Annotated in this window: 26 protein-coding genes; 25 read left to right on the forward strand and 1 reads right to left on the reverse strand. The window is 58.8% G+C overall.

Annotated elements, in window-relative coordinates:
• The first annotated feature begins 170 nt into the window (after window positions 1-170).
• The 24 genes from ACK9YZ_RS01705 to folD all read left to right on the forward strand — a co-directional run bounded on the left by ACK9YZ_RS01705 (window position 171) and on the right by folD (window position 23,180).
• Complete coding sequence (locus ACK9YZ_RS01705) at window positions 171-1,079, forward strand: flagellin (RefSeq protein ID WP_216757038.1); 909 nt, start codon at window positions 171-173, stop codon at window positions 1,077-1,079.
• A gap of 290 nt (window positions 1,080-1,369) precedes the next feature.
• The gene (locus tag ACK9YZ_RS01710; RefSeq protein WP_216758803.1) at window positions 1,370-2,323 is read left to right on the forward strand and encodes a flagellin; all 954 of its coding nucleotides are present in this window, start codon (window positions 1,370-1,372) and stop codon (window positions 2,321-2,323) included.
• Window positions 2,324-2,518: 195 nt separating this feature from the next.
• On the forward strand, window positions 2,519-3,157 hold the full coding sequence (locus ACK9YZ_RS01715; protein WP_416065464.1) for a hypothetical protein: 639 nt from the start codon (window positions 2,519-2,521) through the stop codon (window positions 3,155-3,157).
• Entirely contained in the window at window positions 3,154-4,446 is a 1,293-nt protein-coding gene (locus ACK9YZ_RS01720) for a MotB family protein (RefSeq protein ID WP_416065465.1), read from the forward strand. Before ACK9YZ_RS01715 ends, ACK9YZ_RS01720 begins: the two co-directional genes overlap by 4 nt.
• 4 nt (window positions 4,447-4,450) lie before the next feature.
• Window positions 4,451-5,749 carry a chemotaxis protein MotC gene (gene motC / locus ACK9YZ_RS01725; protein ID WP_416065466.1) on the forward strand — a complete coding sequence of 433 codons (1,299 nt, stop codon included), beginning with the start codon at window positions 4,451-4,453 and terminating at the stop codon, window positions 5,747-5,749.
• 4 nt (window positions 5,750-5,753) lie between these two features.
• The gene (locus tag ACK9YZ_RS01730; protein ID WP_416066798.1) at window positions 5,754-7,196 is read left to right on the forward strand and encodes a flagellar hook-length control protein FliK; all 1,443 of its coding nucleotides are present in this window, start codon (window positions 5,754-5,756) and stop codon (window positions 7,194-7,196) included.
• Window positions 7,138-7,701 carry a lytic transglycosylase domain-containing protein gene (locus ACK9YZ_RS01735; protein WP_216757042.1) on the forward strand — a complete coding sequence of 188 codons (564 nt, stop codon included), beginning with the start codon at window positions 7,138-7,140 and terminating at the stop codon, window positions 7,699-7,701. The genes ACK9YZ_RS01730 and ACK9YZ_RS01735 overlap by 59 nt, the downstream gene beginning before the upstream one ends.
• A gap of 280 nt (window positions 7,702-7,981) precedes the next feature.
• Window positions 7,982-8,653 (forward strand): transcriptional activator Rem, encoded by a 672-nt coding sequence (rem, locus tag ACK9YZ_RS01740; RefSeq protein WP_216757043.1) that lies wholly within the window; start codon window positions 7,982-7,984, stop codon window positions 8,651-8,653.
• A 128-nt stretch (window positions 8,654-8,781) separates the two neighbouring features.
• The gene (locus ACK9YZ_RS01745) at window positions 8,782-10,068 is read left to right on the forward strand and encodes a flagellar hook protein FlgE (protein ID WP_216757044.1); all 1,287 of its coding nucleotides are present in this window, start codon (window positions 8,782-8,784) and stop codon (window positions 10,066-10,068) included.
• A 19-nt stretch (window positions 10,069-10,087) separates the two neighbouring features.
• Complete coding sequence (gene flgK, locus ACK9YZ_RS01750; protein ID WP_216757045.1) at window positions 10,088-11,539, forward strand: flagellar hook-associated protein FlgK; 1,452 nt, start codon at window positions 10,088-10,090, stop codon at window positions 11,537-11,539.
• A gap of 3 nt (window positions 11,540-11,542) precedes the next feature.
• A complete protein-coding gene (locus ACK9YZ_RS01755) occupies window positions 11,543-12,589 on the forward strand; it encodes a flagellar hook-associated family protein (protein ID WP_216757046.1) in 1,047 nt (348 codons plus the stop codon).
• Between the two features lie 36 nt (window positions 12,590-12,625).
• Entirely contained in the window at window positions 12,626-12,973 is a 348-nt protein-coding gene (gene flaF, locus ACK9YZ_RS01760; RefSeq protein WP_216757047.1) for a flagellar biosynthesis regulator FlaF, read from the forward strand.
• Window positions 12,970-13,419: a flagellar biosynthesis repressor FlbT gene (gene flbT, locus ACK9YZ_RS01765; protein ID WP_132652630.1), complete on the forward strand. Its 450-nt coding sequence runs from the start codon at window positions 12,970-12,972 to the stop codon at window positions 13,417-13,419. Before flaF ends, flbT begins: the two co-directional genes overlap by 4 nt.
• Entirely contained in the window at window positions 13,410-13,868 is a 459-nt protein-coding gene (gene flgD / locus ACK9YZ_RS01770; RefSeq protein ID WP_216757048.1) for a flagellar hook assembly protein FlgD, read from the forward strand. Before flbT ends, flgD begins: the two co-directional genes overlap by 10 nt.
• A gap of 117 nt (window positions 13,869-13,985) precedes the next feature.
• Window positions 13,986-14,252 (forward strand): flagellar biosynthesis protein FliQ, encoded by a 267-nt coding sequence (fliQ, locus tag ACK9YZ_RS01775; protein ID WP_183801896.1) that lies wholly within the window; start codon window positions 13,986-13,988, stop codon window positions 14,250-14,252.
• Window positions 14,253-14,343: 91 nt separating this feature from the next.
• Window positions 14,344-16,431, forward strand: a complete 2,088-nt coding sequence (flhA, locus tag ACK9YZ_RS01780; RefSeq protein WP_216757049.1) for a flagellar biosynthesis protein FlhA — start codon at window positions 14,344-14,346, stop codon at window positions 16,429-16,431.
• Entirely contained in the window at window positions 16,428-17,180 is a 753-nt protein-coding gene (locus ACK9YZ_RS01785) for a flagellar biosynthetic protein FliR (protein ID WP_416065467.1), read from the forward strand. The genes flhA and ACK9YZ_RS01785 overlap by 4 nt, the downstream gene beginning before the upstream one ends.
• 6 nt (window positions 17,181-17,186) lie before the next feature.
• The gene (locus ACK9YZ_RS01790; protein WP_183728627.1) at window positions 17,187-17,597 is read left to right on the forward strand and encodes a hypothetical protein; all 411 of its coding nucleotides are present in this window, start codon (window positions 17,187-17,189) and stop codon (window positions 17,595-17,597) included.
• A gap of 34 nt (window positions 17,598-17,631) precedes the next feature.
• A complete protein-coding gene (locus ACK9YZ_RS01795) occupies window positions 17,632-18,198 on the forward strand; it encodes a rod-binding protein (protein WP_416065468.1) in 567 nt (188 codons plus the stop codon).
• Between the two features lie 11 nt (window positions 18,199-18,209).
• Window positions 18,210-18,575, forward strand: coding sequence for a hypothetical protein (locus tag ACK9YZ_RS01800; RefSeq protein ID WP_216757052.1), 366 nt, complete (start codon window positions 18,210-18,212; stop codon window positions 18,573-18,575).
• Window positions 18,575-19,117 carry a hypothetical protein gene (locus ACK9YZ_RS01805; protein WP_416065469.1) on the forward strand — a complete coding sequence of 181 codons (543 nt, stop codon included), beginning with the start codon at window positions 18,575-18,577 and terminating at the stop codon, window positions 19,115-19,117. The genes ACK9YZ_RS01800 and ACK9YZ_RS01805 overlap by 1 nt, the downstream gene beginning before the upstream one ends.
• Window positions 19,118-19,404: 287 nt before the next feature.
• Complete coding sequence (locus tag ACK9YZ_RS01810) at window positions 19,405-20,262, forward strand: WecB/TagA/CpsF family glycosyltransferase (RefSeq protein WP_416065470.1); 858 nt, start codon at window positions 19,405-19,407, stop codon at window positions 20,260-20,262.
• A 121-nt stretch (window positions 20,263-20,383) separates the two neighbouring features.
• The gene (locus ACK9YZ_RS01815; protein ID WP_416065471.1) at window positions 20,384-22,159 is read left to right on the forward strand and encodes a succinoglycan biosynthesis protein exop; all 1,776 of its coding nucleotides are present in this window, start codon (window positions 20,384-20,386) and stop codon (window positions 22,157-22,159) included.
• Window positions 22,160-22,280: 121 nt separating this feature from the next.
• Entirely contained in the window at window positions 22,281-23,180 is a 900-nt protein-coding gene (gene folD / locus ACK9YZ_RS01820; RefSeq protein ID WP_416065472.1) for a bifunctional methylenetetrahydrofolate dehydrogenase/methenyltetrahydrofolate cyclohydrolase FolD, read from the forward strand.
• On the opposite strand, the gene ACK9YZ_RS01825 is transcribed toward folD, so the two are convergent.
• Window positions 23,181-24,206 carry a LacI family DNA-binding transcriptional regulator gene (locus ACK9YZ_RS01825; protein WP_416065473.1) on the reverse strand — a complete coding sequence of 342 codons (1,026 nt, stop codon included), beginning with the start codon at window positions 24,204-24,206 and terminating at the stop codon, window positions 23,181-23,183. It lies immediately after the preceding gene.
• Window positions 24,207-24,501: 295 nt separating this feature from the next.
• Between ACK9YZ_RS01825 and ACK9YZ_RS01830 the strand changes: the two genes are divergently transcribed.
• Window positions 24,502-25,863 carry an ABC transporter substrate-binding protein gene (locus ACK9YZ_RS01830; protein WP_416065474.1) on the forward strand — a complete coding sequence of 454 codons (1,362 nt, stop codon included), beginning with the start codon at window positions 24,502-24,504 and terminating at the stop codon, window positions 25,861-25,863.
• Window positions 25,864-25,917: the final 54 nt, after the last annotated feature.

The following is a 25,917-nucleotide window of genomic DNA, read 5'->3' on the forward strand; positions in this document are numbered from 1 at the left end:
ATTTACGTTAACGATTGATTAACCATATTGCTGTCATCTGCGTCTCAACGAGACGGCGAGTTAACCAAATTTAAGAATGGGTTAACAGGCATGAAAGCTGATCGCCGTTCCCGGGCGCTATTCCGGAATGTCCCTTTTATTAACGCCTGCCAGCAAGGGGCAATCATTTCATGACAAGCATTTTGACGAACGTCGCGGCTATGGCCGCCCTCCAGACCCTCCGCGGTATCAGCAACAATCTTCAGGATACTCAAGGTCGCGTATCTTCCGGCTATCGCGTTGAAAAGGCAGCAGATAACGCAGCCTATTGGTCGATCGCAACGACCATGCGTTCGGACAACAAGGCCCTCTCGGCCGTCTCCGACGCCCTCGGCCTCGGTGCTGCAAAGGTCGACACGGCTTATACGGCCATGGATAACGCCATCGATGTCGTCAGCGAAATCAAGTCCAAGATCGTCGCCGCAACTGAAAAGGGTGTCGACAAGACCAAGGTCCAGGAAGAAATCAGCCAGCTCCAGGCTCAGCTCATGAGCATCTCGCAGTCGGCTTCCTTCTCCGGTGAGAACTGGGTCGCAGGAAACTCGACCAAGAGCGTCGTTTCCACCTTCGTCCGCGACGGCAACGGCAATGTCTCGGTCAAGACGACCGACTACGTCCTGAACGCGGCTTCCAACGGTAACGTCCTGTTCGGCATGACCACGACCGGCACCATCGATTCGAGCACCGGCATCATCGGCAGTTCCAACGGTACGATCGGCTCGATCTACACCATGAACATCACCTCCTTTGGTCAGACGGAAATCGCTATGGCACTGACGGCAATCGAAGCGGGCCTGGAGGCGATGACGAAGGCAGCCTCTCAGCTTGGCTCCATCTCCAACCGCATCGAGCTGCAGGAGAACTTCGTCGCGGCTCTCGGCGACTCGATCGACTCGGGTGTCGGCCGTCTCGTCGACGCCGACATGGAAGAGGAATCGAGCAGGCTCACGGCACTACAGACGCAGCAGCAGCTGGCGATCCAGTCGCTCTCGATTGCAAACTCCAGCGCTCAGAACGTCCTCACGCTCTTCCGCAGCTAAGCCGGCGGTTGAAGCTGGACCAAACCTTGTGCCGCCAATTTGCGGCAGCCTGGAAACCGCGTCGTTTCGGCGCGGTTTTCCTTTTATTTCAATCATTTGCAAGGCCACCGGTGGCGTTGTCTTAATCCCTGTTTCCGCTCTTGCGAAACTGGTTGATATCAGGTTAACGTTACCGCGAGTTGATTTGTTTTGCGACGCACCGGTGTGGGGGACCCGCCGGAGGCATGAAGCCAGTTCAGTCGCTGCCGGTAAAAACCGGCCTGCCCCTTCATCTTTCCGAGACCATGTCGATGACCGTCAAGATTACCAACGCGGCCGCGGTGAGTGCGCTGGCAGTGCTGCGCAGCATCACTAAAGAATCAACCGACGTACAGCAGCAGATTTCGACGGCGAAGCGGGTCGCGACTGCGGCCGACGATGCGACCTATTGGTCGATCGCGAGCGTCATGCGCGCCGACAGCACCAATCTCGGCACCATCGGCGATGCCCTTGGCCTCGGCGCCGCAAAGGTCGATTCGACCTATACGGCGATGAATTCCGCCATCGATCTCCTCGGCGATCTCAGAGCCAAGCTGGTCGCGGCGCGTGAGCCCGGCGCCGACAAGGACAAGATCAATGCGGAAATCACGGAGTACAAGAACCAGCTGCAGACGATGGTCGAAGGAACGGCATTCGCCGGCGAAAACTGGCTGTTGAACGGCGAGCCCGCGGCACCCCCGCAGTGGAAGATCATCGGCAGCTTCGTGCGCGCCCCGACAGGCGAGTATCAGGCGCAGACCATCGACTTTCCGTCGTCCCAGACCATTCTGATAGACAGGAACAATGCCAATGGCGGCCTGTTCACCAAGGAGATCAACGGCAATGCCGATGGCACGCCCGTCCGCAATTATTATCTGCTGAACGTAAACTCCGCGACGCCGGCGACCGGCACGGAAATCTCCATCAGCAAGTCGACCACCGACTCGCAGCTTACGGATATGCTGACGGCAACGGACGCCATACTGAAGCAGCTTACGAATTCGGCAGCAGGGATTGGTATCATGAAGGCCCGTATCGACGATCAGATCGACTATACCGCAGACCTGTCCGACGCTGTCGACAAGAGCGTCGGTGCCCTCGTCGACACTGATATGGACGAGGCTTCGACCCGCCAGAAGGCTATCGAAACGCAGAAGCAGATGGCCGTTGAAGCGATCTCCATCCTCAATACATCCGCCAGTAAAATTCTCATCCTGCTCGAATAATGATCGGCGCGAGGGCGGCACCATTCATCCTCGCGCAAGTTTGGGTTTCTAGTTTCCGGCATGAAGGCAGCGTCCGAATCCATGCCGGCGACAGGCCCTGAGCCTCTCCCGAACCGGAACGGCATGCCGGCAGGACGATGGTCATTTTTCAAGCGGGGGCATGCCGCGTGCTTCCCGAATACTGGACGGTTTTTTATGAGCATTATGCTTTCCCGGTATTTGAAGGATTTCGGTGAGCCGAGTCCCTCGGCGCCGATCATCGATGTAGATGATTTCGCGGCCGAAACCGCCTCCGCATTTGCGGAGCTGCCGCAGGAGCCTGAAATCGATGTCGAGGCGGCGCGGCGCGAGGCCTATTCCGAAGGCTTCGCGGCGGCAACCATGGAACTGACCGAAAAATACGAAGGCGAAGCCCAGGCTGCCGCCGAAGCGCATGCCCGTGAGATCGAGGAGCTGAAACTCCGCTACGAGATCGAAGCGGCTGCGGTCATTGCTTCCCGTATCCGCGACATGGCCGAAGAGGTCGCCACGGTCGTCAGCGAAGTGACTGCGACGGCCATCGCACCCATCATGACCGAAGCGCTCTCGAAAAAAGCAGCCGAAAATCTCGCCGTCCTGCTGCGCGAGGCAATTCTCGACGGCGCTGCGGCCCCAATCACCGTGCGTGGTCCGGCCAAGCTTTTCGGTATTCTCAAGGATGAACTCGGAGAGCACGCCGCATTGGTCCGCCATCATGAGGCTGATGACGTCGACCTTGCTGCCGAGATTGGCGAAACTGTACTCGTGACCCGTATTTCCGCCTGGGCGGCTAGCTTGAAGAAAGTTTCCGAATGAGCGACGGCGAGAACCATCACCACGGTAAGAACGAGATCATCATCGTCAAGAAACATGGCGGTGGAGATCACGATGGCGCCCATGGCGGTGCATGGAAAATTGCCTATGCCGACTTCATGACGGCAATGATGGCCTTCTTCCTCGTCATGTGGCTCGTCAACGCCGCCAACGAGGAAACCAAGGCCTCGATCGCGACCTATTTCAACCCGATCAAACTGTCAGATGAAAAGCCGACCGAGAAGGGTTTGAAGAAGCCTGTCGATCAGGCCGAGGGCGAGCAGAATCAGGAAAAATCGAAGAACAAGGAAGAGAACCCGAACCAGGGCAAGTCTGCAGCCGATGGCGAAGACCAGACCTCGACCTCCGGCGACAAGACCAATTATTCGGAAGCCGATTTCTTCGAAAACCCCTATTCGGTTCTCGCTGAGATTGCCCAGGAAGTCGGCCAGCAGGCGAATGTCAGCGCCAAGGGTGATGGCGGAGCGGCGGATTCAGGCCCGGCGACCGGCGCCGATGGCGGCGAAGCCTATCGCGACCCCTTCGATCCGGATTTCTGGACCAAGCAGGTCGAGGTTACAACCGCCGGCAAGCCGCAGCAGCCTTCGACGCTCGATTCGCAGGCCGAGCCGAATGAGCTCGCCAACGCCGAAAATAGCCAGCCCTCCACTCTGCTGAGCAAGGATCCCAATAGCGCTGCCGTCGCCGCCTCGGCAGAAAAGCAGGCCGACAAGAAGCAGGACAAGACTAAAGACAAGCAGGCGGACAAGACCAGGGACGCCGACAAGGCCGAAGATAAAGAGGAAGAGGCCAAGCAGGCCGAAGAAAAGCAGCAAGCCAAGGAATTGCAGCAGGAGATTGCCCAGCAGATCGCGGGTGTCGCCGGCAAGCTCGCTGAAGGCCTGACGGTTACGGCGTCCGAAGGCGGCCTGCTGGTGAGCATCTCCGACCAGAACGACGACTCCATGTTCAACATCGGCTCTGCGGTGCCGCGGCAGGAAATGGTCCTCGCGATGCAGAAGATCGGTGCGATCCTGAAGCAGAGGGGAGGGGCTGTCGCCATCCGCGGCCATACGGACGGCCGGCAGTTCAAGGGCGATCTCAACGAGAACTGGCGTCTTTCGATGGATCGTGCCCAGAGCGCCTACTACATGCTTGTTCGCGGCGGCCTTGACGAGAAGCGTATTTCCCAGGTCTCCGGCTTCGCCGACCGTCGTCTGAAGCTGCCCGAGGCCCCCTACGACGCGTCAAACCGCCGGATCGAGATTCTCGTGCAGGCAGATCAAGGATAGTCGCATGACGCGCAGGCAGCATCGCTATTTCAGATATGCGGTCTTCGGTCTGGCGATGATGTCGCCCGCCGTCGGTCGTGCCGCGGATGCGGACGATCTCGCGCCATACAAGATGCTGCGGTCCCTGCAGTTCGTTCAGGACTCGGTTGTAACAGGCGATCACTCCGCCGGTGAAATGCAGCGCTTCATGCTTGGCAAGATCGATCAGCGCCTGCGAACCGTCGATCCGTCCGTCTACGACGACGACCGCAATGTCGATGCGGCATTGATCTACGTGATGAGCGGCGGTAATCCGCAGACGCTGGAATATCTCGTTTCTCATGACATCAACGGTTACTTCGACAATCGCGTCACCGACGTGTTGCGGAAATATCTGAGCGGCAAGGGCCTGCTCGTCTCCAGGACGCTGGAAGAAACCGCCAAGGAATATGACGGCAAGAAGATCGGCCCCTATCTGGCGCTGATCGGTGGCAACGTGCTGATCGCCACAAAGCCAGCCGACGCCCTAACCATGTATGACAGGGCGCGGCTCAATGCGCCCGGCACCATCGTGGAAGAGGCAGCACTTCGCCGCTCGCTTGCCATCTGCGTGGAAATCGGAGATGTCGACAAGGGGCTTGCCTATTCGCAGCGCTATGTCCGACGCTTTCTTCATTCGCCCTATGCCAGCCAGTTTGCTGATCTCTTCGTGAAGCTGATCGTCAGCCACGACCATGATGTCAATCCGCAGACGGTTGTCGATATTCTGTCCTTCATGGATGCGCCGCGCCAGCGCGAGGTCTATCTGCGTGTCGCGCGCGCTGCCGCGATTGCCGGAAAGCCCGATCTCGCCCGTATGGCCGCCCAGCGCGTTCAGTCGCTGGGCGAGGGGACGGACAATCCTTTCGGACCGCTCGCCGATTTCTACAACGGTATGGCGAACGTTCCTACCGACGACATCGATCAGGCTGCCAAATATATCGCCAACATCTCCGGGGCGTCGCTCTCGCCACAGGACCAGGCGCTGCAGGCTGCTGCAAGATCCGTTGCCGAGCAGATATTGCGGGCTCCGGATCCGGCAAGCCTGACACAAGGCTCCACCCCTAATAGTACTAATCAAGAAATCACTTCTGAACAGGCTGCAGCCGCCACGGCTGCGCAACCGGAAAGAGCGCAGGCCACTGCTCCGGAACCTGTTGTCGAAGGCACGGCTTCTGCTGGCTCGGGAGGCCAGGATGTCGATCCTTCATTCACCTCGTTCGTGACGACCAATCGATCCAAGCTCGACGAAATCGACGGTCTCCTGGCCCAAGAAGGCAAGTAAGATGATGATGGATATCAGCGTCTCGGGCGGAGCGCCCGGCACGGGTGCGTCTGCGTCCGTAGGAACCGGTAGGCAGGCCGGCAAGGGCGAGGTTGCCGATCGGAACGGTGGCTTCTCCGATGTCCTCTCCAAGGCCGGCAATGCCGATCAGGATGCAGATACCGTTGATACGTCCGACCCGCAGGCCGCTGACGAGACCGCCGCGCACAACCTGCGCGGCCGCAATCCGAAGCCGCTGATCGATCTGAACGACGCCTCGCTCAAGGGACAGGTAAACGTCCAGCCCGAAATTGTCGCAGACGCCGGCAAGATGCCTGTGAAGTCCGAAAAGGACCAGGGTAAGAACAATGCCGTCTTTGGGTTGGGCAAGCCGGGCGCCAAGGAGCAGGCAGCCGAGACCGTCGCGCAAACGGTGGTCAAGCCCGCCAAGCACACCAAGACTGATGAGCTTGATGGCGATACCGATATCGATGCAGGTGTGGCTAGCGAAGCCGGCGACGGCAATATCACCGATGTCCTCGGCCTTTTGAAGCAGGAGCCCGGTAATGCCGCGGCTGTCCTCCAGGCTTCCGCTCACCATGCCGTCGCGAAGGCGGACAACGCTGCGGCCGGCAAGAAAGACGCCAAGGCCGAAAGCGTAAACGGTGCCAAGGCTGATGCGCATGTGTCGGACGCATTGGCAGCCGTTGCCTCGCATGGCAATGACGTGCATCTGCCGGGAACGGAGAATGCTGAAGGTGTCGACGGCAAAACGTTCAGGATCAGCCGCGCCGATGGCCGTGGCCAGACGATGGACATGCAGATCGGCGCTGAACAGCCGGGCTCCGAGAAATCGACAAAGACGAGCGTTGAAAATGTTTCCGTTCTGGAATCTCGCCGCTATCTCGGCCTGGTGCAGAATCCGAATTCCGCAACCGTGACAGCGGCACTTTCGGGCGACAGCGAATGGGCGCACGCCATGCAGCCGAGTTCTGCCCTGTCGAACGCCGCCGAATGGACGAGCACCGGCAAGGTGGTGAACACCCTCAAGATCCAGATGAGCCCGATCGATCTCGGCCTCGTCACGGCCACGATGCGTCTGTCAGGCGATACGCTGAACGTCGACCTCAAGGTCGAAACCGGCCAGGCTTACCGCCAACTCAAGGAAGATCACGGCAAGATTCTCGAGGCGCTGCGCAGCCAGGGCTACGCGGTCGATAACGTGACCATCAGCATGGCCCCCGTCGAGCGAACCGATGCCGGTAATCAGGCAAACAGCCAGGGACAAGCTTCCCAGCAGCAATCGCTTGCCCAGCAGGGGCAGGGCCAAGGTGGCGAGGCGCGCGAGCGCCAGAACCAGACAGGACAGCAGACGGATGGAGGCTTCAATGGTGTGGGCGGGAACGGTGTTGAGAACGCTTCTGTTGTCGATGCTGGCGGCAGCCGCTCTGGCAGCGTCTACCTCTAGCGTATCGGCCTCCACAGGCGCCTGTGAGCGTGAAATTCAGTCTGCAGCGGCCAAATACGGGATTCCCGAGGGAATTCTCTATTCGGTCGGATTGACGGAAACCGGGCGCAAGGGATCGCTCTATCCCTATGCCATGAACGTGGAAGGGAAGGCTCTGTTTCCATCCTCCGAGCAGGCCGCGCTGCGGCAGTTCGACACCGCCAGCAGAGGCGGCGCGAAGCTCATCGATATCGGATGTATGCAGATCAATCACTATTTTCACGGCGAAAACTTCAGTTCCGTGGAGGAAATGTTCGATCCTCATCGCAACGTGGAATATGCCGCAAAGTTCTTGCGCAACCTTCACGACCGCCATGAGACATGGACGATGGCGGTAGCAAGGTACCACGCAGGACCGAACAACAATCCGGCGCAGAAGCAGTATGTCTGCCGCGTCATCGCAAATCTGGTTGCCACCGGCTACGGCAAGTGGACTCCCAATGCGAGCAATTTCTGCGAAAATTAATTCAATTAATAATTGAATCGGCCAATTATGACCGAACTGTGTCAGAGTGTGGCAGGAATTCGGCATGAAACCCGTTTGCAAGATGTAATTAAGTGGACGTTAACTTTTCCACGAACTTTTTGTGTGCATAACGACGTCGACCTACTACATCTAGATCAAATCGGCACCCAATTCTTAATCAATTATTAATTTCTGCCATTAACTTTCACGAGTAGCCGCTGATTCGCGCGATTCGTATCCATAGATCATCGATGTGCCACACTGATTCGGAGGCGGACGAATGATCGTAGTGGTTGATGAGCGTGAGCTCGTGAAGGATGGTTACACTTCTCTGTTTGGCCGTGAGGGTATTCCCTCGACCGGCTTTGATCCCAATGAATTCGGCGAATGGGTACAGACGGCGGCTGATTCGGATATCGCTGCGGTCGAGGCCTTCCTGATCGGCCAGGGCCAGCGCGCCCTCGAGTTGCCGCGCGCGATCAGGGATCGCTCGATGGCGCCTGTGATCGCTGTCAGCGACCAGCCGTCGCTCGAAAACACGCTTGCCCTTTTCGACTGCGGCGTAGACGACGTTGTACGTAAACCGGTGCATCCGCGTGAGATTCTCGCGCGTGCCGCTGCAATCCGTCGTCGTCTGAAGGCGATCGCCAACCATACCGACATCGGTGCCATCCGCGTCTTCTCCGATGGGCGCGATCCGGAAATCAACGGCGAGGTCTTTGCTCTGCCGCGCCGCGAGCGCCGCATCCTCGAATACTTGATTGCCAATCGTGGCCGTCGCGTCACCAAGACCCAGATCTTCAATGCGATCTACGGCATTTTCGACGAGGAAGTCGAAGAAAACGTCGTCGAAAGCCACATCTCCAAGCTGCGCAAGAAGTTGCGCAAGAAGCTCGGTGTCGATCCGGTCGATTCCAAGCGCTTCCTTGGCTATTGCATTGATTGGAATTGATTTTTTCGGCGCGGGTCGTGCCGCGCGGGAAAGCCGGAATATTTCGATCGGCGACCCGGCATAACAGACAGCTTCACGCAAGGCCCGCCAAATACTGTTGTATTTAACAGGTAAAACGAGGTTTTCAGATGAGCATTTTCGGCAGCATGAAGACGGCAGTATCGGGGATGAACGCGCAGGCAAACCGCCTCAGCACCGTCTCCGATAACATCGCGAACGTTAACACCACCGGTTACAAAGCTGTTTCGACCGCGTTCTCGTCGCTGGTCCTGCCATCAGGCGCCGGCAACTACAACTCGGGCGGTGTTTCAACGACGGTTCGCCAGGCCGTTTCCGACCAGGGTGATATCTCCTACACGACCTCGGGCTACGACCTCGCCATTTCCGGCGACGGCTTCTTCATCGTTCAGGGTGCCGATAACGTTCCGGTCCTGACGCGCGCCGGCGACTTCACCAAGGACGACAACGGCAACCTCGTCAACTCGGCCGGCTTCACGCTGATGGGCTATCCGTGGGGCGCTTCGGCTCCGGCCGTCGTCGTCAACGGCTTTGACGGCCTCGTTCCGATCAACGTTCTCGGCGACCAGAAGCTGGAAGCGGTTCCGACTGCGAACGGTACATGGACCGGCAACCTGAAGCCCGGCGCAAAGATTGTGACGGTTCCGGCCAACCTGCCAAGCGCAAACGCCGCTACGGCGACCACGGACACGCAGAAGTATTCGATAGTCACCTATGACAAGCTCGGCAGCAAGGTGATGTACGACATCTACTATACGAGGGTTCCCGATCCCGCAGCGGGCACGACCCAGTGGGAAATGGCGGTCTACCGCAATGCCGATAAGGCGACGACGGGCACCAGCTCGTTCCCCTATTCCTCGGCGGCGGTCAATGTCACCACTATCCAGTTCAACGACAAAGGTCAGATGACGGTCCCGGCGGCTCCGTCGACGACAAACATCGTCGATCCGACGACGGGCCTCACCATCAGCATGAAGCTCGATCTCTCCCAGGTCGGCGACAATTTCTCGGGTTCGGGTAATGTCGACGGACAGGGCGCGAATTCGCCGGTCGATATCACAATCGATGCCGACGGTATCGTCTACTCCAAGTATGACGATGGCAGCACCAAGCCGGTCTTCCAGATTCCGCTCGCCAACGTTCCAAGCCCGGACCTGCTGACGCTGATGTCGGGGAACGTTTACTCCGCCAACGGCAAGTCGGGCGTGACTGTCACCGGTTTCCCGCAGACCAGCGGCTTCGGCAAGATTCAGTCGGGCGCCCTCGAAGGCTCGAACGTCGACCTCGCCGGTGAGCTGACCGAAATGATCGAATCCCAGCGCAGCTACACCGCCAACTCCAAGGTGTTCCAGACGGGTTCCGATCTCATGGACGTTCTCGTCAACCTCAAGCGTTAATAAGGGTAGCGGGTAAGCCATGTCGCTCACTTCAGCACTTAACACCGCGCAGAGCATATTCAACAATACGGGCGCGCAGAGCAGCATCGTATCGAACAATATCTCGAACGCCGGCAACAAGGACTATGTGCGCCGGCAGGCGATGCTCTCCACCTCGCTGGGTGGCGCTCAGGTGGTCAAGATCAGCCGCGCGCAGGAAGATGCACTGCTGAAACAGTATCTCAAGGCGGCCTCACAGGACAGCGCCCAGCAGACTCTGCTGGGCGGCCTTGAAGATCTGAAATCGATCATGGGCGGCAACGATAACGAAACGTCGCCAGAAACTGCTCTCCGCACCTTCCGCGACAAGCTTGGAACCTTCCGCGCTACCCCCGGCGATCTGATCGCCGCCCAGGGTGCGATCACGGCGGCACAGGATGTTGTGACGTCGCTGAACAATGCTTCCAAGGCAGTGCAGCAGCAGCGCGCCGATGCCGACAAGCAGATCAAGAACCAGGTCGACTCGCTGAACAGCCTGCTCAAGCAGTTCGAGACGGCCAACAATGCCGTCAAGAAGGCGACGGCCGGCAACGAAGATCCTTCGAGCGCTCTCGATGAGCGCGAAAAGGTTCTCAAGCAGATTTCCCAGATCGTTGGCGTGTCGACAGTACAGCGCCCCAACAACGATATGGCGCTCTACACTGCTGACGGCACGACCCTGTTCGAGACGATCCCGCGCGCGGTGAGCTTCGAGCCGACGCAGTCCTATGCGGCAAGCACAGTTGGCAACAAGGTCTATATCGACGGTGTCGCGGTCAATATGGGATCGGGTTCGACGACCAATGCGCAAGGCAGCATGGCCTCGCTCCTGCAGATCCGTGACGACATCGCGCCGACCTTCCAGAGCCAGCTCGATGAAGTCGCCCGCGGTCTGGTCAACCTCTATCAGGAAGACGGCAATCCCGGCCTCTTCGTCTGGACTCAGGCGAACGGCACTGCTGGCGGTGTTCCTCCTGCCGGTACGGTGATCGACGGCATTGCGGGGACGATTGCGATCAATGATCGTGTCGTTACCTCCAAGGGCGGGGATCCGATGCGGCTGCGCGACGGTAGCATCAATGCGGCCAGCACGCCTGCGAACCCGACGGGTTCGAGCGGTTATACTGCGGAACTCGATCGTCTTTATACGGCGATGGATTCAGGGATCGCGTTCGATCCGACGACGGGTCTCGACTCGAATGTCAGCATTCTGACCTATGCCACCAATTCCCTCGGCTGGCTTGAGCAGAACCGCAGCAACGCGACGACCGCAGCGGAAAACACTTCGGCGGCCGCAGCGCGAACCGATGAAGCTTATTCCAATGAAACGGGCGTCAACCTCGATGAGGAACTGACGCTCCTTCTCGACATAGAGCAGTCCTATAAGGCGGCGACCAAGATTTTGAATGCCGTTGACGAAATGTTGAAAGCACTGCTGGATATTGCGAGTTAAGCCATGAAGAGCTCATTTATTTCAAGTTCGGCCATCCAGAATGCCATGCGGTTGACGATCCGCCAGGCGCAGAACCAGATGACGAAGGCGACGATGGAAGCGACCACCGGCACCTACGCCGATATTGGTGTGTCGCTTGGCGGTTACGCAGCCAAGAGCATCGATTTTACGCGCGAAGTCGACCGGATCAAATCGATCAAGCTGAGCAACGCTCTCGTTGATGCTCGCATGGAATCGGCTCAAACCGGGCTCGATAAAATGAAGAAGGCGGGCGACAGCTTCCTGTCCAAGCTGACCGCTCTGCAGAGCAGCCATGATCCGGGCAGCATCACGGTCGCAATCCAGTCGGCCACGAGCGCGCTTTCCACGATGATGGATACGTCGAATTCCATGGTGAATGGCGAGTATCTCTTCGCCGGCATCAACACCGACATCCAGCCATTGACCGACAAGACGACGGCAACGTCTGCAGCGATCGTTACCGAGCTGAACGCCTATGCTGTGACTCTCGGCAAGCCGGTGAAGGAGATCACCAGCGATGAGATGAAGACCTTCATCGAGACCAAGGTCGAGCCGATGTTCAGCGAAGCGGCCTGGACGGACCCGACGACCGGCTGGTCCAAGGCGTCGAGCCAGAACATGACGAGCCGTATCAGCAATTCGGAAGTCGTTGAATCCTCGACCAGTGCCAATTCCGAAGGCATGCGTTACTTCGCTCTGGCGACGGTAGTGACCTCCGCGCTGATGGGCCAGGATCTCAGCACGGACGCGATGAGCGCGGTCTCTTCAAAGGCGATCACCTACACGACCAGAGCCACCACGGGTATCGTTACCCAGGCGAGCCAGCTCGGTCTGTCGCAGGAGCGTGTCGAGAAAGCGAACGACGCCCTCGATGCCCAGTCGAACATCATGCAGACCAAGCTCGTCGATATCCAGGGCGTCGATCCCTATGAGGCCTCGACCCTTGTCAAGACTTTGGAAACCCAACTCGAAACCGCCTACACGATCGTATCGAAGATCCAGCAGTTGAGTCTCGTGAACTACCTTTGATGAGCAAAGGCGCGCAATATAAAGAAGGATGCATGAATGTATCAGTTCTCGTATGCCGAGGTCATGCAAGACTCGGTTGCCGACGCGAAAGAGCGGGAATGGCAGGTTCTCGAACGTTCGATCGAACTGCTTTCGGTGGCGCGCGACAAGGAGAAGTATACCCGGGAGGCTATTGAAGCTCTCTTCTATACACGCAGAGTGTGGATCAGCTTCGTTGAGGATTTGAAACATCCCGACAACCAGTTGGAAGTCGAGCTCAGGGCGAACCTCATCTCGATTGCGATCTGGATATTGAAGGAATGCGACAGAATTAGAAAACGTCAGTCGAATAACTACCAGGGCATCATCGACGTTACCACCATCATCAGGGATGGACTTAAATGAAAAGTACACTTCGCATTTCTCTGAAAGCCGGGGAAAGAATCTTCATCAACGGCGCTGTCCTGCGTGTCGACCGTAAGGTCGCACTGGAATTCCTGAATGATGTGACGTTCCTTCTCGAAAACCACGTGCTGCAGCCGGAAGGCGCGACTACGCCGCTTCGCCAGCTCTACTTCATTGCCCAGATGATCCTCATCAATCCCGAGGGCAAGGAACATTCGACGGCGATGTTCCGCAAGTCGATCACGATGCTGCTCACGTGCTTCAAGAACGAGGAAATCCTCGCCGAACTGAAGCGTATCGACGCACTCGTTTCGACCGGTCGCGCCTTTGACGCGCTGAAGGCGATCCGCGGTCTCTACGCGATCGAAGACAGCATTCTCAACAATCACGAGCTGCCCCCGACCATGGTCGAGCAGATTCGCAGGGAGATCGCACCATGGCGGTAGACGGAACCCAGAGCGTAGGCGGTGGCAGCAGCACGTATGGCTCGTCCAATACCGCGCAGCAGAAGGCGACGCTGAACTACGACAACTTCCTTCAGCTGCTGATCGCGCAGTTGAAGAATCAGGATCCGACCGATCCGATGGATGCCAGCGAGCAGATGTCGCAGCTTGCGAGCTTCTCGCAGGTCGAGCAGACGATCCAGACGAACTCGAAGCTCGACACGCTGTTGACGAGCTCCAGCCTGACCCAGGCGAGCGGTTATATCGGCAAATACATGGAAAGCGCCGACGGCAGCACCAAGGGTACGGTCGAATCTGTCAAGGTTTATTCCGACGGCCTCATTGCAACGCTGGACAATGGCGGTAAAATTCTTATCCAGCCGGGCATCTCCCTTGCCGATTCGGCGCCGACCAACACTTCGGGCGACGATAGCGGTTCGGATGATACCTGAAGTGACGACGGCGCCGACGTCGGGGCCTGGCGCTCTTGCGTTTGGATGATACCTGAAAATACCAGTCCGGTTAAGGGCGGGCTGGCTGCTTTCAAGGCGATATGAGGTTGCCTGAGGATGAATGAAGCTGATGCACTCGACCTGTTCCAGGCTGCGATCTGGACCGTTCTTATTGCCGCGGGTCCTGCGGTCATTGCGGCAATGGTCGTCGGTCTCGTGATCGCGCTTATCCAGGCGCTCACCCAGGTTCAGGAGGCGACGCTCACCTTCGTCCCGAAGATCGTCGCCGTGCTGGTCACGATCGGTATTTCCGCCCCCTTCGTGGGCTCCCAGGTTTCCATTTTCACCAATCTGGTATTCTCGCGCATCCAGTCCGGCTTCTGAGCCAACTTCGCGCAAGCTTCGCCATTTAACTGTCGATCCGAACTGGGCGGATTCTGATGTCCGCCTCCTCTCATGAAGAGACGGAATCGCTATGGCGCAACCTCCTGCACTACCCCTTCCGAAAGTCGCTCCGAGCCTACGTGATGTCGGCTTTGCCATGGGCATCATCGGCATCATCTGCATCCTCTTCCTGCCGATCCCGCCGTTCCTGATCGATATGGGACTGGCATTCTCGATCGCCTTCTCGGTGCTGATCCTCATGGTCGCGCTGTGGATTCAGAAGCCTCTCGATTTCTCGTCCTTCCCAACCATCTTGCTGATCGCGACGATGACGCGGCTGGCGCTGAACATCGCGACGACGCGCGTCATCCTTTCTCATGGCAACGAGGGGCATGATGCTGCAGGGGGCGTCATTGCCGGTTTTGCAAGCCTGGTCATGTCCGGTGACTTCGTTATCGGTCTGATCGTCTTCCTGATCCTCATCACCATCAACTTCATCGTCATCACCAAGGGTGCGACGCGTATCGCGGAAGTCGGCGCGCGTTTCACCTTGGACGCCATCCCCGGCAAGCAGATGTCTATCGATGCCGACCTCTCGGCCGGCATTATCGACGAGAAGGAAGCCCAGCGCCGCCGCAAGGAACTGGAAGAAGAAAGCTCCTTCTTCGGGGCCATGGACGGTGCGTCGAAATTCGTTCGCGGTGACGCGGTCGCAGGCCTTCTGATTACCGCCATCAACGTCTTTGGTGGCATCATTATCGGCTATTTCCGTCACGGCATGCCGATTGGCGAAGCGGCTGACGTTTTCGTCAAGCTGTCGGTCGGTGATGGTCTTGTCTCGCAGATGCCGGCTCTCATAGTCTCGCTCGCCGCCGGCCTTCTCGTTTCGCGCGGCGGCACCACCGGCTCCACCGACCAGGCGGTCGTCAATCAGCTGAGCGGCTATCCCCGCGCGCTCTCCGTCTCGGCCGTGCTGATGTTCGTCCTGGCCCTGATGCCGGGTCTGCCGTTTGTCCCCTTCGTGATCCTCGGCAGTCTTCTCGCCTTCGGCGCATGGTTCATCCCGCGTCAGGTCGAAGCGGAAAACAAGATCCGCCGCGAAGCCGAGGAAAAGAAGGTCGTCCAGACCAAGGAGCTCGAAAAGGATTCGGTCAAGTCGGTTCTCCGCACCTCTGAAATCGAGCTTGCTCTCGGCAAGATGGTTTCGACCCGTCTGCTTGGCGCCCATCAGGAACTCGCCTTCCGCGTCGGCAAGATGCGCAAGAAGTTTGCGACCCAGTATGGTTTCGTCGTGCCGGAAATCAAGGTGACGGACGATATCGGCATCCCCGAGAAGTCGTATCAGATCCGCATTCACGGCACGACAGTCGCCTCGAACCTGCTGCGTGTCGGCGAAGTCCTCGTCGTCACGGGGGCCGGTCGCAAGCCGAGCATTCCGGGTGACGAAATCCGCGAACCCGCTTTCGGCATGCCGGCAGTTTCGATCCTCGAAAACTTCGCCGAAGATTTGAAGCGCGAAGGCTTCCAGCCGATCGACAACGTCTCGGTTGTGCTGACGCATATGAGCGAGGTTATCAGAAACAACCTGCCGCAGCTTCTGTCCTACAAGGACGTGAAGATCCTGATCGATCGTCTCGACCCCGAATACAAGAAGCTCGCCGATGAGATCTGCTCGTCCCACATGTCCTATTCGGGCCTGCAGGCGGTGCTGAAGCTGCTTCTTGCGGAGCGCGTCTCGATCCGCAACCTGCACCTCATTCTGGAAGCGGTCGCCGAACTCGCCCCGCATGTCAGGAAGACGGAGCAGATCGTCGAGCACGTCCGCATCCGCATGGCTCAGCAGCTCTGCGGCGACCTTGCCGACAATGGCGTGCTGCGCGTGCTGCGGCTCGGCAGCAAGTGGGATCTGGCCTTCCATCAGGCTCTCAAGCGTGATGCCAAGGGCGAAGTCGTCGAATTCGACATCGATCCCCGCACGCTCGAAGAGTTCAGCGAACAGGCGACGAAAGTTATCCGTGAATTCATGGACAGGGGCCTGCCTTTCGCCCTTGTCACCTCACCGGAAACACGCTCATATGTCCGCATGATCATCGAGCGACTCTTCGCAACGCTTCCCGTTCTCTCGCATGTGGAACTGGCCAAGGGCATCGAAATCAAGATCTTGGGCTCGATTTCATGATTTCAGACCCGCAAGGGACAGTTCTGGCGCTGTTTCTGGTTTTCTGCCGGATCGGTGGCTGTGTGCTGACCCTTCCGGGTTTCTCTTCCGCCCGTGTGCCGGAGCAATTGCGCGTCTTCATCGCAGCCGGACTTTCGCTTGCGGTGCTGCCGGTGCTCTGGGACACGGTCTATCCTTCCGTTCACACCAGTTCCGGGACTTATATCGGCCTGATTTTCAGCGAATCGCTGATCGGTGTTATGTACGGCATGCTTGCCCGCCTCTATACGCTCGGGCTGCAATTTTCGGCCTCGATCGTGTCCATGATGGTCGGCTACACGCAGCCGAGCACGAGTGATATCGTCGAAGACTCGGCCGAAATCAGCCTGACGGCCTTCATCACTATGACCGGTCTGATGGTTCTCTTCATCATGGACTTCCATCACATCGTTTTCCGCGCGCTGATCGATTCCTATACGACCATGCCCTTCGGCGGCTTGATGCAGATGCGTTCCACGCTCATCACCTTCACTGATACGCTGGAGCAGACCACCTACATCATGCTGCGGCTGGCGAGCCCCTATCTGATTTACGGGCTGATCTTCAACATCTCGATCGGCTTCATCAACAAGCTCGCGCCGCAGATTCCAGTCTACTTCATCTCCACGCCTTATCTGCTGATGGGCGGCCTCTTCCTGCTCTATTTCTCGATCGCTGCAATGATCAGCCAGTTCGGCCAATCCTTCGCCGCAATATTCGTGGGGAGGTGAGGGGCGGTGATCGAGAAGAAGCGCTCCGACAAGCTCAAGCGCCTGGTCGCGGTGCAGCGGCATCTTGAAAAGATGGCCGAATACGATCTCGCCGAAACCAGCCGTCAGCGTGCTGAGGTCAATGCAGCCATGGATGTCGCCATTCTTGCGCTCGGCTCGCTGGACCCGATCCATCGTGCTTTTTCGCAGAGTTATGCCGACCGATTCGGCCGGCTGAGCATCAAGGACCAGCAGTTGACCGGCATGCAGCAGGTGCATGAAATGCGCCTGACGCGCGAGCGCGCCAAAGGTGACCGGCTGGAAGAAAACATGCTCGATGCCCTCCAGGCTGAGCGTCGCGAGGCAGATGACAACGCTGTCTACGACGTAATCGATCAGCAATTCGCAACGCCAGCCTCCAGCAAGCTTCAAAAATAATAATCGCCACGATCTTACATTAGAGGATTGTAACGTGGCTATTTCACCCCCCAGCGATCTGGTGATGGACGTCGTGAAGGCTGCCGACCCCATGGAGGTTCAGGCTGCCCAGGAAAAACTGAAGGCCAACCGCGCGGCCTTTGCTGCGACAAGCCTGGCCGACAGCGGTAACGGCTTTTCTTCCGCAGTCGACATTCTCGACCACGTCAAGCAGAAGACTGGCCTGCACAATATCCAGAACCGTACCAAGACCGAGGACGTGCCGGAAACCTACCGGAAGTTCGAGGCTATGGTTCTGCAGAACTTTGTGAAGTCCATGCTGCCGAGCGATGCCGAGAATGTCTTCGGCAAGGGCGCGACGGGTGACATCTGGAAGGGCATGATGGCCGAGCAACTCGGCAACGTCATGGCCAAGGGCGATGGCATCGGCATTGCCAAGCAGATGTATTCCGAGCAGTTGCGTCGCCAGGAAGGCAAGATCGTCAACGCCTCCACGGATGAAGACGACCGCAAGGCGGCCATCAGCATGATCGACGATTTTCAGCGCAAGACCTTCGGCACTCCGACTGCCGACAATAAGTCCGCAACAAGCGACGCATAATCGAGGATAAAATGGAAATAGTTTCGAACGAATACAGGATCAAATCCGTTCTCGGGCGCCTCGAAATGATAATCGACAACGAGAACAATCGGATCGGCAGCGATCCGCAGTTCGATCTCAAGGTCTCCAATGCGCATAAGAGCCGGTGCCTGTATGAGCTCTCGATGCTCTTTCGCGATACCGATCCGGCCGAACTTGCCGCTTCGCATCTGGACCAGCTTCACGGTCTCAAGAAGAAGCTGGTGTTGAACGCCCGTCGCGTCGAAGCGCATCTGGAGGCGGTTCGCGCCGTTGCCGATCTTCTAAAGAATGCCGTGCAGGATGCTGACGCCGATGGCACCTATTCCCAGGAACAGTTTGTCGCGCGGGACGCCTGATGATCAAGCTCGTCCTCACAGGTGTTTGGGTCTGCGCCGTCACGCTGGCATCGGTCTATTTCTCGGTGAACATGGCAACCGCGCCGGCGCCGGCTGTTGCGGATACTAAACAAAGCGCACTCGAGCTGGTGAAGGGCGAGACGATCACCGTACCTGTTATCGGCAACGGTGCGGTCAACGGTTATTTTCTCGGCCGCATCTCCTTCATGATGCACAAGGACATGATCGCGGGCCTCAATCTGCCGATCATGGAGATGACGACCGACGAACTCTTCAGCCTGCTCGTCGGCAACAAGATGATCGATGTTTCCAACATCAAGGCCTTCGATCCCGGTGCTTTCCGCCAGGAGATCAAGAAGGGCATGAACGAGCGTCTCGGCGGCGAATATGTTGCCGAAGTCATGCTGGAACAGCTTGACTACCTCCCGAAGGAAGATGTGAAGGAGACCGCCGGCGGCAAACCGGCAAAGGTCGGCGCGCCGGTCAAGATCGTCGAGACCGCGCCGGCTTCCGAAACGCCGGCTCCGCCCTCTGCTCACTGATTACCATCTGCAGTTATTTGAAAACGGCGCCGAAAGGCGCCGTTTTTGCGTTCTCGCCTTGGTTAACAAACCACTTATGCGAGTATGAAAATCCGCCCCTTTTTCCTAAGGGTTGTTTGAAACCGAACTGATACAAACACGGCACAAGCTTGGGAAGATACCGCCACGGGTTGGAGGAGGTCGTTCCGGGCAGGACGCTGCTGGTCTTTACAAGACCTCCGCTGCGGAAATGTGGGCTTATTTTCCGGGATGTCGGGCGCATGGCGCACCCTCGGCAGGAGGTAGGAATGAATCTGATTGCAAACTTCGCGGTGCTTGCATCGCGGCGGACGATTTTCGATCTGCCGGTCTGCGATCTCGGCTGGGACGATGCGCTGGTTTTCATCAACGAACTGGCTTCCATTCCCGTCGGGCAGACCGTGGTTTGCTTCGTCAACGCCCACAACATGCTGACGGCCCTGCGCGACGATGAGTACCATCAGATCATGTCGCACAACCTCGTGCTGCCTGATGGCATCGGTCTCAATATCGCATCCCAGGTCACGCATGGTTCGCCGTTTCCCGCCAATCTGAACGGCACCGATTTCGTGCCGGCCCTCCTGACGTTCATGGAAACGCCGCGTCGTATCGGCCTCATTGGTGGCACACGGGCGGTTGTCGAGAAGGCGGCCGAGAACTTTTCCAGGCACGCGCCGTGGCACGAGTTCTTCGTGATCTCCGATGGCTTCTTCGACAAGGCCAATCCAGAAGCCGTTACCGACGAGGTGGAGCGCCAGAAACTCGATATCCTGATCGTCGGCATGGGCACGCCGCTGCAGGAAAAATGGGTTTACCAGAATATCCGCGCGGATCATGCGCGGCTCGTTCTGACGGTCGGTGCACTTTTCGATTTCGTCTCGGGCACTGTGCCACGCGCACCGAAGACGGTGCGCATGATGCGTCTGGAATGGGCCTATCGGCTAGTTCAGGAGCCGGCGCGCCTCTGGCGCCGCTATATCATCGGTATTCCGGTCTTCCTCTTCCGCGTGTTCCAGTATCGCTTCAGCCGCCATGCGCGGATTCTTGGTCAGCCGGATGAACCGGCGGCTGCGGCGCACGCTGCGGGCGAACCGAAGAGAATCGAGCAGACGAAAAAAGCCGGTTGATTACAGATTTCTGCAGGCTCCGGTTAACCATTTCTTTGCCATGTATATTTAGAGTAGCTTAATCATCCGCGTCGGCGCGGTTGAACGAACTCGGCCATCATGCGCGTGAGATGTGACGCCAATGCACGATTCCAGGGCGAAAAACAGTTTCCATGATCGCGCAAACACCTCGTCGCGCGGCCAGCGGCAAAGTCATGCCGAAAAGAGCCCTCCGCCCGGAAAAAGCCCTCCGCCGGAGATGCGCCCTTCCGAGGCCGAACTGTTGCGCGCCATAGGCCGGCTGCTCGACGAACAGCGTGCGAAAACGCGGCTGACTGAACCGCTGGTGGACCGGATCGAGACGATCCTCGGCTCGCGTCTGCAGGCTGCAAACGATATCGCCGCCGCGCCCGCTCCTGAACCCTCTCGCCCTGCGCCGGAGCCAACGACGCAATTCGCCCGGGTTCGCGAAGTCGCTCCCGTTGAAAAAGCGTCCATTTCGACGGTTTCGCGCGAAGTTCGGCTCCCGAACTGGATCAGAAGCGCTCTCATAGTGGCTGTCCTCTCGTTCGGCGGTGCTGCCGCCCCCATCCTGACCCCATCCTCACCAGCGCTTTACACCGCAGAGGCGACACTTGCCGTGGATGCAGACGCAGGCAACCGGACCGCCCTGGTTGGCGATACCGTCAAAAGGCTCTCATCGGTACCTGTCATCGCCTCTGCCGTTACGGCACTGAAGCTGGACCGCGATCCGGAATTTGCCGGCAGCAGCGCCGATGCGCTTGGTGTTGCCTTCGATCTGCTCTCCGGCAATGGTGCAGCCGCCGATCCGGCATCGCGCGCAGAGGCCGCGCTGAAATCTGCCGTGGCGGTTATTCCCGACGACCGCACCGGCACGATCCGTCTGATGGTAACGACGGGCGATGCCGACAAGTCGACGCGTATCGCCATGCGGTTGTCCGATACCGTGACCGGCGGCAGCGCCGCAGGCAAGGCGGCCGAGACGGCCACCGCCCTGAGGAAGGAAAATGATCAGGCTCAGGCAGAGCTCACGGCCTTCAGTCAGAAAAACGGGGAGGGCAACGTCAAGGTTGCGACGCAACTGCAGCGCCAGATCACCGGGCTCGATGCCGATCTGAAGAATGCCGACGACAATATCCTGACCGCCAAGGAGCAAGCCGACAGACTGAAGGCCGCCAAGCTCGCGGACGTGCTGGACGGCTCGCTCGCTCCAGATATGATCTCGCCCGCCCTGCAGGATTTGCGTGACAGATACGCAATCGCCAAGACCGCATTGGCACAGCTCTCGGCAGACCTAGGCCCACGCCATCCGCGCCTGCTCCAACAGCAGTCCGAGGTCGATGGTCTGAAGGACAACATCGGCAAGGAGCTGGCGCGCCTCGCCCAGAACGCATATGCAGCAGCCAAGACTGCCGTCGATGCGCGCAAGCAGATTAGCGATCGTCGCAACGCGCTCATTGCCCAGAGCCGTGATACCGGCGTCGATCTCGCCAAGCTGACCGAACTGCGGGAAAAAGCGTCTGCCGCCCGCTCGCGCCTGGAAGAGGAGGTCTCCACGACAGGTGCCATCGGCGATGGCCGAGTCACGGTTCGCAAACCCGCCCTCGCGCTGCCGGCTTCCGGCGACGACGGTTTCGGTATCCATTCGCTGATTGGTGGCCTTGCCGGTTTGGCGGTGGGCCTCGGCCTCACTTACTTGTCGCGTCTCCTCCGCCGGCAGCCCGAACAGGCGCCGCTCCAAGTTTCCATCCAAGCTCCAATCCTCGCCCCTGTGCCCGAACTTGTGCAGGGTCCAGAGCGGGCGCCGCTCCCGCAGGCAGTTGACGAAGTTGATGTGCTGCGCTCGCAGATCGCCAGTTTGCGCGATCGCTTTCACGCTCACCAGACTTCACGGTAAGCGAACGTCCCGACCGCAGATTGCCCTTGCATTTGCCGTTTTTAAACGGGATAGGGCGTTATCGGGAAATCATTCCTGCCGCGGGCGAATAGACTGGCGCGAAATTGGGCGGAGAAGACGCGTGACGACAGTAATCGACGGCAAGCAGGTTGCCGCTTCCGTAATCGAAACCGTGAAATCGGCAAATGCTGCGCTGGAGGCCGCCAAAGGCATCCAGACGGGGCTTGCCGTCATCATCGTCGGCGATGATCCGGCGAGCCACACCTATGTCAGCTCCAAGAGCCGCATGGCCAAGGAATGCGGCTTCAAGTCCGTCCAGCACACGCTGCCAGGTGAGACCAGCCAGGAGGAGCTTGCAGCCCTTGTCGCGTCGCTTAATACCGATCCCTCGATCCATGGCATTCTCGTGCAGCTGCCGTTGCCGAAACATCTCGACAGCGAGCCGATCATCCAGTCGATCCTGCCGCAAAAGGATGTCGACGGCCTGAGCGTCGTCAATGCCGGCAAGCTTGCGACCGGCGATCTGAAGACCGGCCTCGTCTCCTGCACGCCGGCCGGCGCCATGGTGTTCGTGCGCCGCACCCATGGCGAGGACCTATCGGGCCTCAACGCTGTCGTCATCGGTCGCTCCAACCTGTTCGGCAAGCCGATGGCGCAGCTTCTGCTCAATGCCAATGCGACGGTCACCATCGCCCATTCGCGCACGAAGAACCTGGCCGACATCTGCCGCAATGCCGATATTCTGGTGGCGGCCGTCGGCCGGCCGGAAATGGTCAAGGCCGACTGGGTCAAGCCCGGCGCCACCGTCGTCGACGTCGGCATCAACCGCATCGCGGCCCCCGAACGCGGCGAGGGCAAGACCCGCCTCGTCGGCGATGTCGCCTTTGCCGAGGTCGCCCCGGTTGCCGCCGTCATCACCCCGGTGCCGGGTGGCGTCGGCCCGATGACGATCGCCATGCTGATGGCCAATACGGTGATTGCCGCCCATCGCTCGGCAGGACTGACGCCGCCGGCATTCTGATCAGCTTTGCGGGGCAGGGCCTGTTGAGGCCCTGACGATCAGCTCCGTCTTCCAGAGTTCCTGCTCCGGGAAGGGGCCAGCCTGCTTGACCGTGCCGATGAGCCGTTGCGCAATACGCACGCCCGCAGCGCGCAGTGACGACCGGGTGGTTGTCAGCGGCACCGAGAAGTTTTCGGGCTTCAGCAGCGGCAGCACGTCGTCGTGGGCGATTAGCGAGATATCCTCACCAAGTTTTAGTCCGGCCTGATTGACGGCCCGGATCGCGCCTAGCGCAAGCACCGTACTTGAGCATAGAACTGCGGTCGGCCGCTCGGCAAGCTGCAGGAAACGCTCCATGGCGATCAGCCCTTCTTCATCCGACATCACAGTATGACTCGTACATTCTTCCGTAAGCTCCAGCCCGCGTTCGCCAAGTGCGCCAATGAGGCCGTTCCTGCGGCGAATGGCGAAATCGAGATGCGCCGGCCCGTTCATCAGCGCAAAACGCGTGTGGCCGAGCTGCAGGAGAAGCCGCGCCGCATCGTAGAAAGCGGCCTCGTTGTCGATATCGAGATAAGGATAGTCGGGCTCGGTACCGAAGGAACGTCCATGCACCACGAAGGGCATGGAGAGCGACTTCAGCATGGCGAGACGCGGGTCGTGGCCGCGCATATAGGCTACGAAGAGTGCATCCACATTGCCGCTGATCGCGAGGCGCCGCAGTGCTGCGACCTCATCGTCCGGGTCCGCCGGCATGATGACGAAGTGAAAGTCATGGCGCACCGCTTCCTCGCCGAGGCCTGTCAGGAACTCGCCGAAATGCACGTCCGACTGATGGCCGGGCGCGGTCGGCATGACGAGGCCGATCGACCCGGCTTTGCCAGTCGCCAGCCGCTGGGCTGCCTTATTCGGCCGGTATCCTGTTTCCTTGACTGCCCGGAGCACGCGTTCCCGGGTCGCCTCGTTGACCTCGGGATAACCGTTGAGCGCGCGGCTCACAGTCGTCTGCGAAAGCCCCAGCAATTCCGATAGCTGTTTGAGATTCACCTGCTATGCTTCCTCCCGGCCTGCCCTGTGGCCGTCAAATAATGGCCGCCGCCTCCCAATAGCTCCCAAAGCGCTTTAAAGTATGTAGCATCTGCTGCGCTTGACTCAAGAAAAATCGCTCCATATTCCCCAGCAAGCCTTGCTGCAACGCGATATCAGGCCCGTATTCCAGCCGTTCTCGTGAAATGGCTTGACTTCATTCCACCGAAAGTGAATGAGTTGCGTTGTCAAAGCGCTTTGAGATTTCCTTTGAATGAAATTCTGCGCTATCGGATTGTGATGGGAGGTTGATCACATGAAAAAGTCATTCTTGATGGGTGTTGCAGTTGCTGCGCTTTTTGCCGGCGCTGCGTCGGCCGCGGATCTGAAATTCCCGCCCGGCCAGGATTCTAAGTTCAACTGGAAGAGCTATGATGACTTCAAGTCTGCCCATGCCGACCTGAAGGGACAGCAGCTGACGATCTTCGGTCCCTGGCGCGGCGAAGACGAAGCCTTCTTCCAGAGCATTCTCGCCTACTTCGTCGAGGCCACCGGCGTCGACGCCAAGTATTCCTCCTCTGAAAATTACGAGCAGCAGATCGTCATCGATACACAGGCAGGCTCCCCGCCGAATATCGCCATCCTGCCGCAGCCCGGTCTGCTGGCCGATCTCGCCAGCAAAGGTTATCTGACGCCGCTTGGCGACGATACCTCCAAGTGGGTCAAGGACAACTACGGCGCCGGCGACAGCTGGGTTGGTTACGGCACCTACAAGGGCAAGGACGGCAAGGACGCCTTCTTCGCTTTCCCTTACAAGGCCGACGTGAAGTCGCTCGTCTGGTATGTTCCTGAAAACTTCGAGGAAGCAGGCTACAAGATCCCGACATCAATGGAAGAGTTGCACGCCCTGACAGACCAGATCGTCAAGGATGGCGGGGTTCCGTGGTGCATCGGCCTCGGTTCCGGCGGCGCGACCGGCTGGCCGGCAACCGACTGGGTCGAAGATATCATGTTGCGCATGCAGAAGCCTGATGTCTACGACAAGTGGACCACCAACGAAGTGAAATTCACCGATCCAGCCGTCGTTGCTGCGATCGACGAATTCGGCAAGTTCGCCAAGAACGAAAAGTATGTTGATGGCGGTGTTGCAGCCGTTGCTTCGACCGACTTCCGCGACAGCCCGAAGGGTCTCTTCGCCGTTCCGCCGAAGTGCTACCTGCACCACCAGGCTTCGTTCATCCCGTCCTTCTTCCCTGAAGGCACGAAGCTCGGCGCCGATGCAGACTTCTTCTACATGCCGACCTATGCCGCACATGCCGATCTCGGCAAGCCGGTTCTGGGTGCCGGTACGCTTGTCACCATCGCCAAGGATTCTCCGACGGCCCGCGCCTTCATCGACTTCCTGAAGACGCCGGTTGCTCATGAACTCTGGATGGCGCAGTCGAGCTTCCTGACCCCCTATAAGGGCGTCAACGTCGATGCTTACGCCAACGAACAGATGAAGAAGGAAGGCGAGATCCTGACCTCGGCCACCACCTTCCGCTTCGACGGTTCGGACCTGATGCCCGGCAAGATTGGCGCCGGCGCCTTTTGGACCGGCATGGTCGATTTCGTCGGCGGCAAGTCCGCTCAGGACGCCGCAGCCGAAATCCAGAGCGCCTGGGACGGCATCAAGTAATCTCCTGACACTTCATGCCGCCGGGCAGCCGGCGGCATCACCTGAATCAGCGGC

It is taken from the genome of Rhizobium sp. ZK1 (genome assembly GCF_047782645.1).
GTDB lineage: Bacteria > Pseudomonadota > Alphaproteobacteria > Rhizobiales > Rhizobiaceae > Rhizobium.

Excerpts from the sequence above, each read along its gene's own strand:
- ACK9YZ_RS01720 (WP_416065465.1), top strand. The coding sequence starts at position 3,154 with ATGAGCGACGGCGAGAACCATCACCACGGTAAGAACGAGATCATCATC.
- ACK9YZ_RS01810 (WP_416065470.1), top strand. The coding sequence starts at position 19,405 with ATGAATCTGATTGCAAACTTCGCGGTGCTTGCATCGCGGCGGACGATT.
- ACK9YZ_RS01785 (WP_416065467.1), top strand. The coding sequence starts at position 16,428 with ATGATTTCAGACCCGCAAGGGACAGTTCTGGCGCTGTTTCTGGTTTTC.
- flbT (WP_132652630.1), top strand. The coding sequence starts at position 12,970 with ATGAAAAGTACACTTCGCATTTCTCTGAAAGCCGGGGAAAGAATCTTC.
- ACK9YZ_RS01715 (WP_416065464.1), top strand. The coding sequence starts at position 2,519 with ATGAGCATTATGCTTTCCCGGTATTTGAAGGATTTCGGTGAGCCGAGT.
- ACK9YZ_RS01710 (WP_216758803.1), top strand. The coding sequence starts at position 1,370 with ATGACCGTCAAGATTACCAACGCGGCCGCGGTGAGTGCGCTGGCAGTG.
- motC (WP_416065466.1), top strand. The coding sequence starts at position 4,451 with ATGACGCGCAGGCAGCATCGCTATTTCAGATATGCGGTCTTCGGTCTG.
- rem (WP_216757043.1), top strand. The coding sequence starts at position 7,982 with ATGATCGTAGTGGTTGATGAGCGTGAGCTCGTGAAGGATGGTTACACT.
- fliQ (WP_183801896.1), top strand. The coding sequence starts at position 13,986 with ATGAATGAAGCTGATGCACTCGACCTGTTCCAGGCTGCGATCTGGACC.
- flhA (WP_216757049.1), top strand. The coding sequence starts at position 14,344 with ATGGCGCAACCTCCTGCACTACCCCTTCCGAAAGTCGCTCCGAGCCTA.
- ACK9YZ_RS01830 (WP_416065474.1), top strand. The coding sequence starts at position 24,502 with ATGAAAAAGTCATTCTTGATGGGTGTTGCAGTTGCTGCGCTTTTTGCC.
- ACK9YZ_RS01815 (WP_416065471.1), top strand. The coding sequence starts at position 20,384 with ATGCACGATTCCAGGGCGAAAAACAGTTTCCATGATCGCGCAAACACC.
- flgD (WP_216757048.1), top strand. The coding sequence starts at position 13,410 with ATGGCGGTAGACGGAACCCAGAGCGTAGGCGGTGGCAGCAGCACGTAT.
- ACK9YZ_RS01730 (WP_416066798.1), top strand. The coding sequence starts at position 5,754 with ATGATGGATATCAGCGTCTCGGGCGGAGCGCCCGGCACGGGTGCGTCT.
- flaF (WP_216757047.1), top strand. The coding sequence starts at position 12,626 with ATGTATCAGTTCTCGTATGCCGAGGTCATGCAAGACTCGGTTGCCGAC.
- ACK9YZ_RS01745 (WP_216757044.1), top strand. The coding sequence starts at position 8,782 with ATGAGCATTTTCGGCAGCATGAAGACGGCAGTATCGGGGATGAACGCG.
- ACK9YZ_RS01805 (WP_416065469.1), top strand. The coding sequence starts at position 18,575 with ATGATCAAGCTCGTCCTCACAGGTGTTTGGGTCTGCGCCGTCACGCTG.
- flgK (WP_216757045.1), top strand. The coding sequence starts at position 10,088 with ATGTCGCTCACTTCAGCACTTAACACCGCGCAGAGCATATTCAACAAT.
- ACK9YZ_RS01800 (WP_216757052.1), top strand. The coding sequence starts at position 18,210 with ATGGAAATAGTTTCGAACGAATACAGGATCAAATCCGTTCTCGGGCGC.
- ACK9YZ_RS01755 (WP_216757046.1), top strand. The coding sequence starts at position 11,543 with ATGAAGAGCTCATTTATTTCAAGTTCGGCCATCCAGAATGCCATGCGG.
- ACK9YZ_RS01705 (WP_216757038.1), top strand. The coding sequence starts at position 171 with ATGACAAGCATTTTGACGAACGTCGCGGCTATGGCCGCCCTCCAGACC.